Genomic DNA, 16760 nt, shown 5'->3' with positions numbered 1-16760 from the left:
ACCGGACGCCCATCCTCACCGACCTGGTCACAGGCCAGGACCACCCGAGCCCGCGCCGCCAGGTCCTGAGCCGACTTCCGCCGCCTCACCCACCGCTCCAGCTCAGCCCGCTCCGACGCGGTGAGGTTCAACGGCGCAAGTTTCGGTCCCGGACGTCCCATGCTTTAACTATATGGACACTTACGACTCAGGACACTAGGACTCCGCCTGTCCGGTCCCGGTCGCGTCCGGGGCGAAGGAGGCCGGCGCCCCGGGGTGGATGATCCGGGACAGGAAGGCGCGTGTGCGAGGGTGCACGGGCTCCGCCAGCACGTGCTCGGGACGCCCCTGCTCGAGGATGCGTCCCTCGTCCAGGAAGACGACTCGGTCGGCGACCTCGCGGGCGAAGGCCATCTCGTGGGTGACGACCATCATGGTCATGCCCTCGTCCGCGAGGGTGCGCATCACCGTGAGGACGTCCCCCACGAGTTCGGGGTCCAACGCGCTCGTCGGCTCGTCGAAGAGCATCAGCCCGGGCCCCATCGACAGTGCCCGGGCGATCGCGACCCGCTGCTGCTGGCCGCCCGACAACTGCGCGGGGTAGCTGTCCTCCTTGCCGCTCAGGCCCACCTTGGCCAGGTTCTCCCGGGCCACCGCGGCCGCCTCGCCGCTACTGCGCCGCAGGACCCGCCGCTGCGCGATCGTCAGGTTCTCCAGGACGTTCAGGTGCGGGAAAAGGTTGAACTGCTGGAAGACCATGCCGATGCCGCGCCGGACCCGGTCGATGTCCGCCTCGGGATCGGTGATGTCGACCCCGCGCACGACCACCCGGCCGGCCGACGGTGTCTCCAGCAGGTTCGCACAGCGCAGCAGGGTCGACTTGCCGGAGCCGGACGGGCCGACGACGCACACCACCTCGCCGCGCCTCACCTGGAAGTCGACACCCCGCAGGACCTCGGTCGGGCCGAACGACTTGTGCAGTCCCCGGATGCGGACGACAGCGTCCGCCGTGCGCGCGTTCGCCCTCTCCGCCGTCAGGGGAACCGTCATACCGTCACCGTGCCTTCGCATGGCGGGCCTCCAACCGTCTGACGAGCAACCCCAGCGGAATCGTGACGAGCAGGTAACACAGACCCGCCACGAAGATGGGAGTGGTGTTCGCCTGCTCGCTCGCCAGGTCCCGGCCGAACTTGGTCAGTTCGCGCTCCTGGAGGGTGACACCGAGGAACAGGACCAGTGACGAGTCCTTGAACAGCAGCACCAGTTCGTTGGTGAGCGGCGGGACGACGATGCGGAACGCCTGCGGGATGACGATCCAACGCATCGCCGTGGTGTACGACATGCCGAGCGTGCGGGCGGCCTCCATCTGCCCGCGGGGCACGGCCTGGATGCCGGCGCGGATCGTCTCCGCCATGTAGGCGGCCGACACCAGACCCAGTGCACAGGCCACTTGACCGTACGTGCCGCCCGGGAAGACGAGTCCGGGGAAGGCCAGGGGGACCCCGACCCCGACGAAGATGAAGATCAGCAGGGCCGGCAGGCCGCGGAAGAACTCGATGTACGTCATCGCCAGCCACCGGTAGGGGCCGACCGGGGACAGGCGCATCAGCGCGACCAGCAGACCCAGCACGAGCCCGGCGGCAAACCCGGACAACGTGTAGACCACGGTGTTGAACAGCGCGACCGTGATGAGCTCCGGGAAGAGCCGGCGCGCGATGTCCGGGTCCAGGAACTGCTCCTGGAGCCGCTGCCAGTCGGCCCCGGTGGCAACCAGCAGGACCAGTGCGGCGAACAGTGCGTACTGGATGCCCCGGGAAAGCTGCCGCCGACGGCGCGGCGGCAGTCCCCGGGGGCGGTCGGCGAACCCGGCGGGCATGACCTCCGGGGGGCGAGCGGCCCCGACCAGGCGTGTGGGGCGGTCGGTCACGATGCGGCGGCACCCTTCGGCATCGGCCCGATCCACTTCTCGTAGAGCTTCTGGTAGGTCCCGTCCTTCTTGGCCTCGCGGATGGCGGCGTCGATCCGCTTCAGCAGCTTCTCACCGCCCTGCTTGCGCACCGCGAACCCGTACTGCTCGCCGGTGTCCAGATTGGCCGAGAGCTCGAACTTCTCCGCGTTCGCCGGGTCCTTCAGCCAGTTCCGGACCACCGGATAATCCTGGATGATCACGTCGACCTGTCCGGTGCGCAGCCCGTTGAGCTCGGCGTCGGAGCTTTCGAACGACTTCGAGTCGATGCCGTGGCTGCGCGCGTACTCCTCGCCGGTGGTCGACGACTGCGAACCGACCTTCAGCTTCTGCTTCCTGAGGTCCTCGATCGAGCCGGCCTTGACACCCTTGCGGGCGAGCAGGGCCTGCGTGGCGTCGAAGTAGGGCACGGAGAAGGCCAGGTTCTTCCTGCGCTCGTCGGTTATGGTCATGCCGGCCGCGGCGACGTCGCAGGTACGGGCGTTGAGGTCCGCACCGGTCTTGATGGTCTCGAACGACTTGTCCACGATCTGCTGCTCGACGCCCAGGTCCTCGGCCACCAGGTCGATCACAGCGACGTCGAAGCCCACGACCTTGCCGTCCTTCTCGAACTGGAAGGGTGGGTACGGCAGATGGGTGCAGGTGGTGAGTTGCCCGGCCTTCACCAGCGGAACGCCCTCAGCGGAAGTGGAACCTCCGCCGCCGGAGCCGCAGCCGGCCAGCAGCAGAGCGGAAGAGGCTGCCAGCGCAGGCAGGGCGGTGGTGCGGCGCAGGCCGGACATGCCTAACGGTCTCGTCATGGTGGAACCCCCTGGGCATCGTGGATCGGTGTGATCAGCGCAACCCTGGCCCACGCACCCGGTGCTGTCCAGAGCCCAGCCGACTGCCGGTCCGTCGGCAGGGTTCACCGGCAGCCGGCACGAAAGCGGCCCACCGGTCGGGGAGACCGGCGGGCCGTGGGGGACCGTGACAGGGAATCAGGCGCGTGGATCAGGCCGACGCAGGCGGGTACAGCCCTCGGGGCAGATCCGCGGCTGCGGCGTCGTCCAGCAGCCACAGCGTACGGCTGCGGCCGTACGCCCCTGCCGCCGGCGCCTGGATCTCGCCGGCCCCCGACAGCGCGATGGCCACCGCCTCTGCCTTGTCCTCGCCCGCGGCCAGCAGCCACACCTCGCGTGCCGCGCGGATCGCCGGGAGCGTGAGCGAGATCCGGGTCGGCGGGGGTTTCGGCGCGCCGTGCACGCCGACCACCGTGCGCTCGGTCTCGCGTACGGCCGGCAACTCCGGGAACAGCGACGCGACATGGGTGTCGGGGCCGACTCCCAGCATCAGCACGTCGAACGCCGGGACCTGACCGTGGTCCTCGGGGCCCGCGGCCGCGGCCAGCTCGGCACCGTAGTGGGCCGCCGCAGCCTCGACGTCCGAGCCGTACGGACCGTCGGACGCCGCCATCGGATGCACCCGTGCCGGGTCGAGCGGCACCGTGTCCAGCAGGGCCCGGCGGGCCTGGGTGACGTTGCGCTCCGGGTCCCCCTCGGGGAGGAAGCGCTCGTCGCCCCACCAGAGGTCGAGCCGCGACCAGTCGACGGCATCCCGGGCCGGGGACTCCCCGAGCGCCGCCAGCACCGCGTTGCCGTTCCGGCCGCCGGTCAGCACGACCGAGGCGGAACCGCGGGCGGACTGTGCGTCGACGATCCGGGTGATCAGCCGGGCCGCCGCGGCCTTGGCCATCAGATCCTTGTGGTGGTGGACCACCACCTGGGGCGTACTCACTTGGCGGCCGTCTTCCTCGACGCCGCCTTCTTCGTGCCCCCGGAGGACTTCGCCGCGGTGTCGCTCGTGCCCGGCGAGCCTGCGCCCCCGTCGCCGGCCTTCTCCTGCGCGCCGGATCCTCCGGACTTCGCCGCCTCGGGGACGCCTCCCAGCTTGTCCACGCCGAACTTCAGCGCGGACTCGTAGGTGTCGTCCGGGTCGAGCCTGCGGAGCTCCTCGGCGATCAGCTCGGCGGTCCCGCGGCGTTTGAGCGCCACGGACCGGTCCGGCTGCCCCTCCATGGACAGGGTGGCCAGCGAGCCGTCGGCACGGTCCAGGACGATGTCGCCGTCCTGGGTCCGCATGTGCACCGCCGTCAGCCCCGGCCCGGCGGACGTCGTGCGCTCCACCGGGACCTCCAACCGGTCGGCGAGCCACATGGCGAGCAGCTCGCAGCTGGGGTTGTCCTCCTCGCCGCGCACCGATGCCGAGACGATCTCGGCCGACGGTTTCTGGTCCAGGGCAGCCGCCAGCATCGAACGCCAGGGTGTTATCCGGGTCCATGCGAGGTCGGTGTCGCCGGGCCGGTAGGCGGCGGCGCGGGAGGTGAGTTCGTCGACGGGGCGCTCCGCCGCATAGGTGTCCGTGACCCGGCGCTGGCCGAGCGCACCCAGCGGGTCGTTGGCCGGGTCGAGCGGCGATTCCACCGGCCACCAGACCACCACCGGGGCGTCGGGCAGCAGCAGCGGCAGCACCACGGACTGGGCGTGCTGGGCGACTTCGCCGTACAGCCGCAGGACGACGGTCTCGCCCGTACCGGCGTCCGCGCCGACCCGGACCTCGGCGTCGAGCCGGGCCTCGTGCCGGTTGCGCGACGAACGGCTCGCCCGCTTGATCACCACGAGCTTGCGCGAGGGATGCTCGCGCGACGCCTCGTTCGCCGCCTTCTGGGCGTCGTACGCGTTCTCCTCGTCGGTGACGACGACGAGCGTCAGCACCATGCCGACGGCGGGTGTGCCGATGGCGCGGCGTGCCTGGACCAGCGCGGCGTTCACCTTGCCGGCCGTGGTGTCCGTCAGATCGATCTTCATGGGCGACGCCAGCTCCGTCCGTCTCGTGCGAGCATTTCGTCCGCCTCGGCCGGCCCCCAGGTGCCCGCCGGGTACGGCGCCGGCCTGCCGGTCTTCTCCCAGTGCTCCTCGATCGGGTCGAGGATCTTCCAGGAGAGCTCGACCTCCTCCACGCGCGGGAAGAGGTTGGCGTCCCCGAGCAGCACGTCGAGGATGAGGCGCTCGTAGGCCTCCGGGCTCGACTCGGTGAACGACTCGCCGTACGCGAAGTCCATCGAGACGTCCCGCACCTCCATGGAGGTTCCCGGGACCTTCGAGCCGAATCGCACGGTCACGCCCTCGTCCGGCTGCACCCGGATGACCAGGGCGTTCTGCCCGAGTTCCTCCGTCGCGGTGGAGTCGAAGGGGGAGTGCGGGGCGCGCTGGAACACGATGGCGATCTCGGTGACCCGCCGGCCCAGCCGCTTGCCGGTCCGCAGGTAGAACGGCACGCCGGCCCACCGCCGGTTGTCGATCTCCAGCTTCACGGCCGCGAAGGTGTCGGTCGTCGACGCGGGGTCGATGCCGTCTTCCTCGAGGTAGCCGGGCACCTGCTCGCCGCCCTGCCAGCCCTTGGCGTACTGGCCGCGGACGGTGTGCGCACCGAGGTCGGCCGGGAGCCGGACGGCGCCCAGCACCTTGGACTTCTCGGTCACCAGGGCGTCGGCGTCGAACGAGCCCGGCTCCTCCATGGCGGTCAGCGCCAGCAGCTGCAGCAGGTGGTTCTGGATGACGTCCCGGGCCGCGCCGATCCCGTCGTAGTAGCCGGCCCGGCCACCGATGCCGATGTCCTCGGCCATCGTGATCTGCACGTGGTCCACGTACGACCGGTTCCAGATCGGCTCGAACATCTGGTTCGCGAAGCGCAGCGCCAGGATGTTCTGGACCGTCTCCTTCCCCAGATAGTGGTCGATCCGGAAGACCTCGTTCGGGGGAAAGACCTCGTGAACGATCCGGTTGAGCTCCCGGGCGCTCGTCAGGTCGTGCCCGAAGGGCTTCTCGATGACCGCGCGGCGCCAGGAGCCCTCCCGCTGGTCGGCCAGTCCGTGCTTCTTGAGCTGCTGGACCACCCTGGGGAAGAACTTCGGCGGCACCGACAGGTAGAAGGCGAAGTTGCCGCCCGTGCCCTGGGCCTTGTCGAGTTCCGCGATCGTCGACTTGAGGGTCTCGAACGCCTCGTCGTCGTCGAAGTTGCCCTGGACGAAGCGGCAGCCCTGCACCAGCTGCTGCCACACCTCCTCGCGGAAGGGGGTGCGCGCGTGCTCCTTGACAGCCGCGTGGACCTCGGCGGCGAAGTCCTCGTGTTCCCACTCGCGCCGGGCGAAGCCGACCAGCGAGAAGCCCGGCGGCAGCAGCCCGCGGTTGGCCAGGTCGTAGACGGCGGGCATCAGCTTCTTGCGGGACAGGTCGCCCGTGACACCGAAGATGACCAGGCCCGACGGCCCCGCGATGCGCGGGAGCCGTCGGTCCAGGGCGTCACGCAGCGGATTCACGCCACGCGTGGAGGAGGGTGACACGTCACGCCTCCGGGGCGAGCCGCTTGAGCTCGGCCTCGGTCGAGGCGAGCAGGTCGTTCCAGGACGTCTCGAACTTCTCGACGCCCTCCTCCTCGAGGAGCCGGACGACCTCGTCGTAGCCGATGCCCACGCCGGCGAGCGCGTCCAGGTCGGCGCGGGCCTGTTCGTACGTGCCGCGCACGGTGTCGCCGGTGATCTCGCCGTGGCCGGCCGTGGCCTCCAGGGTGGCCTCCGGCATGGTGTTCACCGTGCCGGGCGCGACCAGCTCGTCGACGTACAGCGTGTCCTTGTACGCCTTGTCCTTGACGCCGGTCGAGGCCCACAGCGGACGCTGCCGGTTGGCGCCTGCGCGCTCCAGTGCGGCCCAGCGGTCCGAGGCGAAAACCTCCTCGTACGCCTGGTAGGCGAGCCGGGCGTTGGCCAGCGCCGCCCTGCCGCGCAGCTTGCCCGCCTCCGGGGTGCCCTGGGCGTCGAGCCGCTTGTCGATCTCGGTGTCCACCCGGGAGACGAAGAACGAGGCGACCGACTCGATCTTCGACAGGTCGAGGCCGGCAGCCCTGGCCTTCTCCAGGCCGGCGAGGAAGGCGTCCATGACCGCGCGGTAGCGCTCCAACGAGAAGATCAGCGTGACGTTGACGCTGATCCCCCGCCCGATGGTCTCGGTGATCGCCGGCAGTCCCGCCTCGGTGGCCGGGATCTTGATGAACGTGTTCGGCCGGTCGACCAGCCACGCCAGCTGCTTGGCCTCGGCCACCGTGGCCTCGGTGTTGTGCGCCAGACGGGGATCGACCTCGATCGACACCCGGCCGTCCCGGCCGCCCGTGGCGTCGAACACCGGGCGCAGGATGTCGGCGGCGTCGCGGACGTCCGCCGTGGTGATCATGCGGACGGCTTCCTCGACGGTCACCCGGCGGACGGCGAGGTCGGCGAGCTGCTGCTCGTAGCCGTCGCCACCGGAGATCGCCTTCTGGAAGATCGACGGGTTCGTGGTGACGCCCACCACGTGCGACTCGTCGATCAGTTCGGCCAGGTTGCCGGACGTGATGCGCTTGCGCGACAGGTCGTCCAGCCAGATCGCCACGCCCTCGTCGGAGAGGCGCTTGAGTGCGTCTGCCATGAGAATTGCATCTCCTGTTCGTCGGATACGGGCGTGTGTCAGCGGTCGGCGGCGGCGACGGACTCGCGGGCGGCGTGCACAACGGCCTGGGACGTCAGGCCGAACTCCTCGAACAGCACCTTGTAGTCGGCGGAGGCGCCGAAGTGCTCGAGCGAGACGATGCGGCCGGCGTCGCCGACGTACCGGTGCCAGGTCAGGCCGATGCCGGCCTCCACGGCGACCCGCGCCTTGAGGTTCGGCGGCAGGACGTGGTCGCGGTACGCCTGGTCCTGCTCCTCGAACCACTCGACCGACGGCATCGACACGACCCGCGTCGGCACGCCCTCGGACTGCAGCACCTCGCGGGCCTCGACGGCCAGTTGGAGCTCGGAACCGGTGCCGATGAGGACCACCTTCGGGTGCCCGCCCTCCGCCTCGGCGAAGACGTAGCCGCCCTTGGCGGTGCCCTCGGCGGAGGCGAACGCGCTGCTGCTGCCGCCCTCGTTGCCGGTGCGCTCCCAGGTCGGCACGTTCTGCCGGGTCAGCGCCAGGCCGTGCGGACCGGTGCCGGGAACGGAGTGCCGCTCGAAGATGGTGCGCCAGGCGACCGCGGTCTCGTTGGCGTCCGCCGGGCGGACGACATTGAGCCCGGGGATCGCACGCAGCGCGGCCAGGTGCTCGACCGGCTGGTGCGTCGGCCCGTCCTCGCCGAGACCGATCGAGTCGTGCGTCCAGACGTAGGTGACCGGCAGCTGCATCAGCGCGGCCAGCCGCACGGCGGGGCGCATGTAGTCGGAGAACACGAGGAACGTGCCGCCGTAGACACGGGTGTTGCCGTGCAGCGCGATGCCGTTCATCGTCGAGCCCATCGCGTGCTCGCGGATGCCCCAGTGGACGGTGCGGCCGTACGGGCTCGCCTCCGGCAGCGGGTTGTCCGCCGGGAGGAAGGACGACGAGGCGTCGATCGTCGTGTTGTTGGAGCCGGCCAGGTCGGCCGAGCCGCCCCACAGTTCCGGAACCACCCCGCCCAGCGCCTTGAGGACCTCGCCCGAGGCCTTGCGGGTGGCGACGGCCTTGCCGGCCGGGAACGTCGGCAGGGCCTTGTCCCAGCCCTCCGGCAGATGTCCGGCGGCGATCCGGTCGAACTCCGCGGCACGGCCGGGGTTGGCGCTGCGCCACCCCTCGAACCGCTTGTTCCAGGCCGTACGGGCCTCACGTCCGCGGTCGATGACGGCGCGGGTGTGCTCCAGGACCTCGGCGTCCACCTCGAAATGCTGCCCGGGGTCGAATCCGAGGACCTTCTTGGTGGCCGCCACCTCGTCCTCGCCCAGCGCCGAGCCGTGTGCGGCCTCGGTGTTCTGCGCGTGCGGGGCGGGCCAGGCGATGATCGTGCGGGCCGCGATCATCGACGGGCGTTCGGTCTCGTCCTGGGCCGCCTTCAGCGCAGCGTGCAGCGTGTGCACGTCGAAGTCGCCGTTCGGGGACTGCTCGATGCGCTGGACGTGCCAGCCGTACGCCTCGTACCGGGCGAGCACGTCCTCGGAGAGCGCCGTCGCGGTGTCGCCCTCGATCGAGATGTGGTTGTCGTCGTACAGGGCGACGAGGTTGCCGAGCTTCTGGTGGCCCGCCAGCGAGCTGGCCTCGGCCGAGATGCCCTCCTCCAGGTCGCCGTCGGAGACGATCGCCCAGATGGTGTGGTCGAACGGCGACTCGCCGGCCGCGGACTCCGGGTCGAACAGACCCCGCTCGTACCGAGCGGCCATGGCCATGCCCACCGCGTTCGCGATGCCCTGGCCCAGCGGGCCGGTCGTGGTCTCCACACCGATCGTGTGCCCGTGCTCCGGGTGGCCGGGAGTCCGGCTGTCCCAGGTCCGGAAGGACTTGAGGTCGTCCAGTTCCAGGCCGTAGCCGGCCAGGAACAGCTGCACGTACAGCGTCAGGCTGGTGTGACCGGGCGAGAGCACGAAGCGGTCCCGGCCGGTCCAGTCCGGGTCGGTCGGGTCGTGCTGCATCAGCTTCTGGAACAGCAGGTAGGCGGCGGGCGCCAGGCTCATGGCCGTACCGGGGTGGCCGTTGCCGACCTTCTGTACGGAATCCATGGCCAGGACGCGGGCCGTGTCGACCGCCCGCTGGTCCAGATCGGTCCACTCGAGGTCTGTTGTGGTCGGCTTGGTGCTCACCCTGAGTCAGGGCTCCTCTCCACAGATCGGCATGCCGGTGACGCTCTGCACACCGGGCGCGGTCGAGCCTACCCCTGCCGGGAGCTTCGGTTTCTCCCTTGCCCATCCCTTGGTCACCGATGCCCGGGCATCGGGCCCGATGTCACGTTCGGAGCCGTTCCCGGTCCGTTCCGGACTGCGCGGTCGCCTCCGGATCCGCCTCCCGGGCCGGGCCTCGGAGGGGACCCGCACCGGGTCGACACGACGGACCCCCGCGACTGGGCGCATACCCGCTACGTCTAGAGTGGCGTGGTAAGCGCAAGCTTTCTCCGGCTTCCGAACTCCGCCGGTGCTTGCTGGTCTGTCCCTGCGGTGTGTGCCGCTGAGGTCGCTATACAGGGGTGTGCGTGACGGCCGTCGATTCCCGTCCTGCGGGTGGGGACATCTCCCGTGCCCGAGGGGCCGCCGGGGAGCTCGCCGAGAATCCGGGACACCGGTCGTTCGGGTCCCGTGTCATGGGATTCGTGGCGCTGACCAAGCCCCGGATCATCGAGCTCCTGCTGATCACCACGGTACCGGTGATGTTCCTCGCGGAACAGGGTGTGCCCGACCTGTGGCTGGTCCTGGCGACCTGCATCGGCGGCTACCTCTCCGCCGGCGGCGCCAACGCGCTGAACATGTACATCGACCGCGACATCGACGCGCTGATGGCCCGTACCTCCCAGCGGCCGCTGGTCACCGGGTTGGTCTCGCCGCGCGAGGGCCTGGTCTTCGGCCTCGTCCTCGCGGTCGTCTCCACCCTGTGGTTCGGCCTCCTCGTCAACTGGCTGTCCGCGGCGCTGTCGCTCGGTGCGCTGCTCTTCTACGTCGTCGTCTACACGATGATGCTGAAGCGGCGCACCGCGCAGAACATCGTCTGGGGCGGGATCGCCGGCTGCATGCCGGTGTTCATCGGCTGGTCCTCCGTGACCGGATCGGTCTCCTGGGCGGCCGTGGTCCTCTTCCTCGTCATCTTCTTCTGGACGCCGCCGCACTACTGGCCGCTGTCGATGAAGGTGAAGGACGACTACGCGCGGGTCGGTGTCCCGATGCTGCCCGTCATCGCGACGAACCAGGTGGTGGCCCGGCAGATCGTCGTCTACAGCTGGGTCATGGTCGCGGTCTCGCTCGCCCTGTGGCCGCTGGGCTACGTGGGCTGGTTCTACCCCGTCGTGGCGATCCTGGCCGGCGGCTGGTGGCTGAAGGAGGCGCACGGGCTGCGGGCCCGCGCCAAGGCCGGTGCCACCGGTGCGCAGCTGAAGGAGATGCGGCTGTTCCACTGGTCCATCACCTACGTCTCGCTGGTGTTCCTCGCCATCGCCGTGGACCCCTTCCTTCGCTGACCCCCGCGCTCGGGACCGGGTGTCGCGGCCCGTCACCGTGGAGGCCCGCGACCCTGGGGGAACGCCCTTACGCGATCCGTGTACTCGCGGGTAGCATCGGGTCATGGCAGAGACCCAGCAGGTAGACGAGACACAGCCGGACGCCGGGGCCCAGCGCAAGGCAGCCCGGCTGGCCAAGCAGATCGGCGCGTTCGCCAGGAGCCACGGTGGCAGTGCCGAGGGGCAGCTCGCCTACATCGGACAGGCCGGCACCCGGATCGTCCTGGTCGGCGAGGACGGTGGCTGGGGCGATCTGGTCGCCCCCACACACGACATCGCCCGTCTCGCCGCGGAACGGGCCGGTATCACCCTGCACGACTCCTTCGACGGGGACCTCGCCGGCAAGGTGCGCACGGGCCCGTACGAGTGGAGCCGCATGGCGGGCATCCAGGTCGGCGGCCCCCGCAACACCTGAACGCCTGACCGGATGCCCTCCGTCCGGCTACCGCATGCAGTCCGCCCCGCCGGCGACGTCGCCGACGGGGCGGACCCGTGTCCGGAGGTCTTGGGAAGTGTTGCCGGCCCCTCGCCGCTTCAGACGGACGCCGGGACAGCCGCGTCGGCGCGGTCCTGCTCCTGCCCCTGGTCCGGAAGCGTGCCGACCCCCTCGCGGGGAGCCCGTTCGCGCAGCGCCAGGGGCACCCGCAGCACGGCGATCCACACCAGGCACGAGCCGAGCATGTGGATCCCCACCAGGACCTCGGGCAGGTGCGTGAAGTACTGCACGAAGCCGACGAGCCCCTGCGCCAGCAGGACGATCAGCAGGTCGCGGGCCGCGCGCCGGGCGGAGTCCGGCACCGGCAGCGCCCGCAGCACGAAGAGCAGCGCGATCGTCAGCCCCAGGACCAGGAACACCAGGTCGACGTGGAGCTGGGTGACCCGTTCCCAGTTCAGCGGGATGCGGTGCACCTCGTGGGCGTCCCCGGCGTGCGGACCAGCGCCGGTCACCACGGTGCCGACGGCGATCAGCGCGCCGCACGCGGCGACCGTCAGCCAGGTCAGCCGCCGCACCGGTGCCGGTGCCGACGGCCGGGCCGGGCCGTCGCCCTCGCCGGCCCGACGCCACATCACCACGGCGACCGTGAGCAGCGCCGTACTGGCGATGAAGTGGGCCGCCACGATGTACGGGTTGAGGCCGGTGAGCACCGTGATCCCGCCGATCACCGCGTTGCTCATGATGATCCAGAACTGTGCCCAGCCCAGCCGGGTCAGACCGCGCCGGCGGGGCTTCAGGGACCGGGCCGCGACGATCGCCAGGCCGACGACGGCGCACAGCACGTACGTCAGGAGGCGGTTGCCGAACTCGATGACGCCGTGGATGCCCATCTCACGGGTCGGCGCCAGGCTCTCCGCGGTGCACTGCGGCCAGGTCGGGCAGCCGAGGCCCGACTGCGTCAGCCGGACCGCGCCACCGGTGACGACGATGACGACGGCCATCACCACGGTGGCCAGGGCCGCCTGCCGGACGAACCGGGCGGAGGGCTGCCACCGGCGGGCGATCTGATCGAGGGGATTCAGCGTTTTCGGCACGGCCACATCGTAGGCGGGCGGTTTGTGCACGCATTCACGAGGGTCTTGCCGAGGGCCGCCCGGCCCCCACGGTCCGGGCGGCTACTCCCAGCGGAACCAGCGCGCCGCCGCGGCGAGTCCGGCGACCGCCCACGCGAAGAGGATCGCGATCTCGCTTCCGGGAAGCCCGCCGCCGTGCTGGAGAACGTCCCGCAGGCCTCCCGAGAGCGCGGCGACCGGCAGCAGCTCCAGTACGCCCTGGACGGGCCCGGGGAACTTCTCCAGCGGGACCACCACGCCGCCGCCGACGAGCAGCAGAACGAAGACGAGGTTGGCCGCCGCGAGTGTGACCTCGGCCTTGAGCGTGCCCGCCATCAGCAGACCGAGACCGGAGAACGCGGCCGTGCCCGCCACGATCAGCAGCGCCACGGCGAGGATGCCCGCGGTGCCCCAGGCGGCCGGGGACCAGCCCAGCGCGAGTGCCACCGAGGCCAGCAGCGTCACCTGGAGCACTTCCACGGCCAGCACGGACGCCGTCTTCGCGGTCATCAGCGCCCACCGGGGCATGGGGGAGACGGCGAGCCGTTTCAGCACCCCGTACCGGCGCTCGAACCCGGTGGCGATCGCCTGCCCGGTGAAGGCCGTCGACATCACGGCGAGCGCCAGGACACCCGGGGTCAGGAAGTCCACGGCGGCGCCACTGCCGGTGTCGACGATGTCCACCGATGCGAACAGCACCAGCAGCAGCGTGGGGATGACCGCCGTCAGCAGGAGCTGCTCGCCGTTGCGCAGCAGCATCCTGGTCTCCAGGGCGGCCTGCGCCAGGATCATCCGGCCGACCGGGGCCGGACCGGGGCGCGGGGCGAACGTGCCGGCGGTGGTGTTTCCGGTGGCGGTCATGCGCGCAGCTCCCTGCCGGTCAGCTCCAGGAACACGTCCTCGAGGGTGTGCTGCTCGACCGCTATCCGGTCCGGCATCACGCCGTGCTGGGCGCACCAGGAGGTGACCGTCGCCAGGAGCTGAGGGTTGATCTTGCCGGTGATCCGGTACGCGCCGGGGGTCAGCTCGGCGGCCGCCGTGTCCGAGGGCAGGGCCTTGAGCAGGGAGGCCAGGTCCAGGCCCGGCCGCCCGCTGAAGCGCAGGGTGTTCTCGGCGCCGTCGCGGCGCAGTTCCTCGGGGCTGCCCTGGGCGATGACCCGGCCGCCGTCGATGATGGCGACGTCGTCCGAGAGCTCCTCGGCCTCCTCCATGGAGTGCGTGGTCAGCACGCAGGCGACCCCGTCCGCCCGCATTTCGCGCACCAGGTCCCAGGTCGCGCGCCGGGCCTGGGGGTCCAGACCGGCGGTGGGCTCGTCGAGGAAGACCAGTTCGGGGCGTCCGACCACGGCCATGGCGAGAGCCAGTCGCTGCTGCTGTCCGCCCGAGAGCCGCCGGTAGGGCGTGCGGCCGCAGGAGCCGAGTCCCAGCCGTTCGACGAGCAGGGCGACGTCGACGGGGTGGGCGTGCAGCCCCGCGGTGTGGCGCAGCATCTCCTCGGCCCGGGCTCCGGAGTAGACGCCGCCGGACTGGAGCATCACGCCGATCCGGGGCCGCAGTGCCGCGGCGTCGGCGATCGGGTCGAGTCCGAGGACCCGCACGGTGCCGTCATCCGGCCGGCGGTATCCCTCGCAGGTCTCCAGGGTCGTCGTCTTCCCGGCCCCGTTCGGCCCCAGGACCGCGGTGACGGTTCCGGCCCGCACGGTCAGGTCGAGGCCGTCGACCGCGATCTTGGCTCCGTACCGCTTGACCAGGCCGGTCACCTGGACCGGGGGTACCTCCCCGGGGCTGCCGGGGGAGGAGTGGCTTCGCATGCCGGGCAGTCTACGAAGCCGCGCGGGCGAGGCCCGCGCCAGGGCGTCCCCACCGCGCACCGCCGCTCTTAGGTAGCCCTAAGTGATCGAGCCCACGCGATCTCCCTCGGATGCCGGTTGTCGCCGGGCCGCGAATTACGCAACAATGGCGTTGTGAAATACGAGGGCGAGGCTCGGAAGGCGCCGGTCGGTTCGACCGGCGCAGCCGCTGCGCCTGCCCATGACGAGCAGCGCAGCACCCGCAACAAGGTCGCCCGCTCGATCCTCGACCACGGCCCGTCCACCGCCGCGCAGGTCGCGCAGCGGCTGCGTCTCACGCAGGCCGCGGTCCGCCGCCATCTCGACACCCTGGCCGCCGACGGTGTCGTCGAGCCCCGGGAACAGCGTGTCTACGGCGCCCGCACCCGCGGTCGGCCGGCCAAGGTGTTCGCGCTCACCGACAGCGGGCGGGACGTCTTCGACCAGGCCTATGACGACCTCGCCGTCGACGCCCTGCGCTGGATCGCACAGGCCGCCGGAGGCGGCGAGAAGGGTGAGGCGGCCGTCGCCGAGTTCGCCCGGGCCCGGCTCGCCGGACCCGCCGAGCAGTACCGCCGGGCCGTCGCGTCCGCCGACCCCCGTGAGCGCACCGAGGCGCTGGCGAAGGCGCTGACCGACGACGGGTACGCTGCCACGGCGCGCAGCGCACCGGTCGGCGAGCAGCTGTGCCAGCACCACTGCCCGGTCGCGCACGCCGCCGAGCGGTTCCCGCAGTTGTGCGAGGCCGAGACCGAGGTCTTCGCCCGCCTGCTCGGCACCCACGTGCAGCGACTGGCCACCATCGCCCACGGCGACGGAGTCTGCACGACCTTCGTACCGAAGGCCGGCAGCGGCCCCGACGCCGAGCACACCGAACGCAAGACCACCACAGCATCTGCAAGCACGGCCGGGAGGAACCCCGCATGACTCTCCCCACGGAGACTGCCCACCCCGAGCTCGAGGGCCTGGGCAAGTACGAGTACGGCTGGGCCGACTCCGACGTTGCCGGCGCCTCCGCCAAGCGCGGTCTGTCGGAGGAGGTCGTCCGTGACATCTCGGACAAGAAGTCCGAGCCGGACTGGATGCTGAAGCTCCGGCTCAAGGGCCTGAAGCTGTTCGGCAAGAAGCCCATGCCGAACTGGGGCTCGGACCTCTCCGGCATCGACTTCGACAACATCAAGTACTTCGTCCGCTCCACGGAGAAGCAGGCCGCCAGCTGGGAGGACCTGCCCGAGGACATCAAGAACACCTACGACAAGCTCGGCATCCCGGAGGCGGAGAAGCAGCGCCTGGTCGCGGGTGTCGCCGCCCAGTACGAGTCCGAGGTCGTCTACCACCAGATCCGTGAGGACCTGGAGGAGCAGGGCGTTCTCTTCCTGGACACCGACACCGCGCTCAAGGAGCACCCGGAGCTCTTCAAGGAGTACTTCGGTACCGTGATCCCGGCCGGCGACAACAAGTTCGCCGCGCTGAACACGGCCGTGTGGTCCGGCGGTTCGTTCATCTACGTGCCGAAGGGCGTGCACGTGGAGATCCCGCTCCAGGCCTACTTCCGGATCAACACCGAGAACATGGGCCAGTTCGAGCGGACGCTGATCATCGTCGACGAGGACGCCTACGTCCACTACGTCGAGGGCTGCACCGCGCCGATCTACCAGTCGGACTCGCTGCACTCCGCTGTCGTCGAGATCATCGTCAAGAAGGGCGCCCGCTGCCGCTACACGACCATCCAGAACTGGTCGAACAACGTCTACAACCTGGTCACCAAGCGCGCCGTGGCTTACGAGGGCGCGACCATGGAGTGGATCGACGGCAACATCGGCTCCAAGGTCACCATGAAGTACCCGGCCGTGTACCTGATGGGCGAGCACGCCAAGGGCGAGACCCTGTCGATCGCCTTCGCGGGCGAGGGCCAGCACCAGGACGCCGGCGCCAAGATGGTCCACATGGCCCCCAACACCTCCTCGAACATCGTCTCCAAGTCGGTGGCGCGGGGCGGCGGCCGGACCTCCTACCGCGGCCTGATCGAGATCGGTGAGGGAGCCGAGGGCGCCAAGTCCAACGTGCTCTGCGACGCCCTGCTCGTCGACACCATCTCCCGCTCGGACACCTACCCCTACGTCGACGTCCGCGAGGACGACGTCTCGATGGGCCACGAGGCAACGGTCTCCAAGGTCAGCGAGGACCAGCTCTTCTACCTCATGAGCCGGGGCATGACGGAGTTCGAGGCCATGGCCATGATCGTGCGCGGCTTCGTCGAGCCGATCGCCAAGGAGCTGCCGATGGAGTACGCACTCGAGCTCAACCGGCTGATCGAGCTGCAGATGGAAGGCGCCGTCGGCTGACCACCATCCCGTCCGTCAGTGATCACCCCTGGCCCCGTT

At 70.6% G+C, this 16760-nt stretch carries 15 protein-coding genes; 4 read left to right on the top strand and 11 right to left on the bottom strand.

The window, feature by feature from the left end:
• Positions 1-195 precede the first annotated feature (195 nt).
• The 8 genes from M1E25_RS09595 to tkt form a co-directional block, all read right to left on the bottom strand.
• Positions 196-1029 carry an amino acid ABC transporter ATP-binding protein gene (locus M1E25_RS09595; protein ID WP_251412630.1) on the bottom strand — a complete coding sequence of 278 codons (834 nt, stop codon included), beginning with the start codon at positions 1027-1029 and terminating at the stop codon, positions 196-198.
• A gap of 4 nt (positions 1030-1033) precedes the next feature.
• Positions 1034-1855, bottom strand: a complete 822-nt coding sequence (locus M1E25_RS09590; protein WP_251412660.1) for an amino acid ABC transporter permease — start codon at positions 1853-1855, stop codon at positions 1034-1036.
• A gap of 47 nt (positions 1856-1902) precedes the next feature.
• Positions 1903-2745, bottom strand: a complete 843-nt coding sequence (locus tag M1E25_RS09585; RefSeq protein WP_251412628.1) for an ABC transporter substrate-binding protein — start codon at positions 2743-2745, stop codon at positions 1903-1905.
• Positions 2746-2935: 190 nt separating this feature from the next.
• Positions 2936-3718, bottom strand: coding sequence for a 6-phosphogluconolactonase (gene pgl, locus M1E25_RS09580; RefSeq protein ID WP_251412626.1), 783 nt, complete (start codon positions 3716-3718; stop codon positions 2936-2938).
• Complete coding sequence (opcA, locus tag M1E25_RS09575; protein WP_251412624.1) at positions 3715-4788, bottom strand: glucose-6-phosphate dehydrogenase assembly protein OpcA; 1074 nt, start codon at positions 4786-4788, stop codon at positions 3715-3717. Before opcA ends, pgl begins: the two co-directional genes overlap by 4 nt.
• Positions 4785-6323, bottom strand: a complete 1539-nt coding sequence (gene zwf / locus M1E25_RS09570; protein WP_251412622.1) for a glucose-6-phosphate dehydrogenase — start codon at positions 6321-6323, stop codon at positions 4785-4787. Before zwf ends, opcA begins: the two co-directional genes overlap by 4 nt.
• Position 6324: 1 nt before the next feature.
• Entirely contained in the window at positions 6325-7440 is a 1116-nt protein-coding gene (gene tal, locus M1E25_RS09565) for a transaldolase (protein WP_251412620.1), read from the bottom strand.
• A gap of 38 nt (positions 7441-7478) precedes the next feature.
• Positions 7479-9599: a transketolase gene (gene tkt / locus M1E25_RS09560; protein WP_251412618.1), complete on the bottom strand. Its 2121-nt coding sequence runs from the start codon at positions 9597-9599 to the stop codon at positions 7479-7481.
• A 380-nt stretch (positions 9600-9979) separates the two neighbouring features.
• Here tkt and M1E25_RS09555 point away from each other — a divergent pair, with 380 nt between their 5' ends.
• On the top strand, positions 9980-10960 hold the full coding sequence (locus M1E25_RS09555; protein ID WP_308290403.1) for a heme o synthase: 981 nt from the start codon (positions 9980-9982) through the stop codon (positions 10958-10960).
• A gap of 103 nt (positions 10961-11063) precedes the next feature.
• Complete coding sequence (locus tag M1E25_RS09550) at positions 11064-11414, top strand: hypothetical protein (protein WP_251412613.1); 351 nt, start codon at positions 11064-11066, stop codon at positions 11412-11414.
• Between the two features lie 119 nt (positions 11415-11533).
• Here M1E25_RS09550 and M1E25_RS09545 read toward each other — a convergent pair whose 3' ends face one another.
• The 3 genes from M1E25_RS09545 to M1E25_RS09535 form a co-directional block, all read right to left on the bottom strand.
• Positions 11534-12529: a COX15/CtaA family protein gene (locus M1E25_RS09545; RefSeq protein ID WP_251412610.1), complete on the bottom strand. Its 996-nt coding sequence runs from the start codon at positions 12527-12529 to the stop codon at positions 11534-11536.
• Positions 12530-12610: 81 nt separating this feature from the next.
• On the bottom strand, positions 12611-13408 hold the full coding sequence (locus M1E25_RS09540; protein ID WP_251412607.1) for an ABC transporter permease: 798 nt from the start codon (positions 13406-13408) through the stop codon (positions 12611-12613).
• Positions 13405-14358 (bottom strand): ABC transporter ATP-binding protein, encoded by a 954-nt coding sequence (locus M1E25_RS09535; RefSeq protein ID WP_251412605.1) that lies wholly within the window; start codon positions 14356-14358, stop codon positions 13405-13407. The genes M1E25_RS09540 and M1E25_RS09535 overlap by 4 nt, the downstream gene beginning before the upstream one ends.
• Before the next feature lie 153 nt (positions 14359-14511).
• Between M1E25_RS09535 and M1E25_RS09530 the strand changes: the two genes are divergently transcribed.
• Both M1E25_RS09530 and sufB read left to right on the top strand, forming a co-directional pair.
• Positions 14512-15303, top strand: coding sequence for a helix-turn-helix transcriptional regulator (locus M1E25_RS09530; RefSeq protein WP_251412599.1), 792 nt, complete (start codon positions 14512-14514; stop codon positions 15301-15303).
• Positions 15300-16721, top strand: coding sequence for a Fe-S cluster assembly protein SufB (sufB, locus tag M1E25_RS09525; RefSeq protein WP_251412597.1), 1422 nt, complete (start codon positions 15300-15302; stop codon positions 16719-16721). Before M1E25_RS09530 ends, sufB begins: the two co-directional genes overlap by 4 nt.
• The last annotated feature ends 39 nt before the right edge of the window (positions 16722-16760 follow it).

The organism is Streptomyces meridianus (assembly GCF_023703325.1).
In the GTDB taxonomy this organism is placed as follows: Bacteria; Actinomycetota; Actinomycetes; order Streptomycetales; family Streptomycetaceae; genus Streptomyces; species Streptomyces meridianus.
Note: the sequence above shows the minus strand (reverse complement) of the source record. Positions and strands in the feature narration are given on the sequence as shown.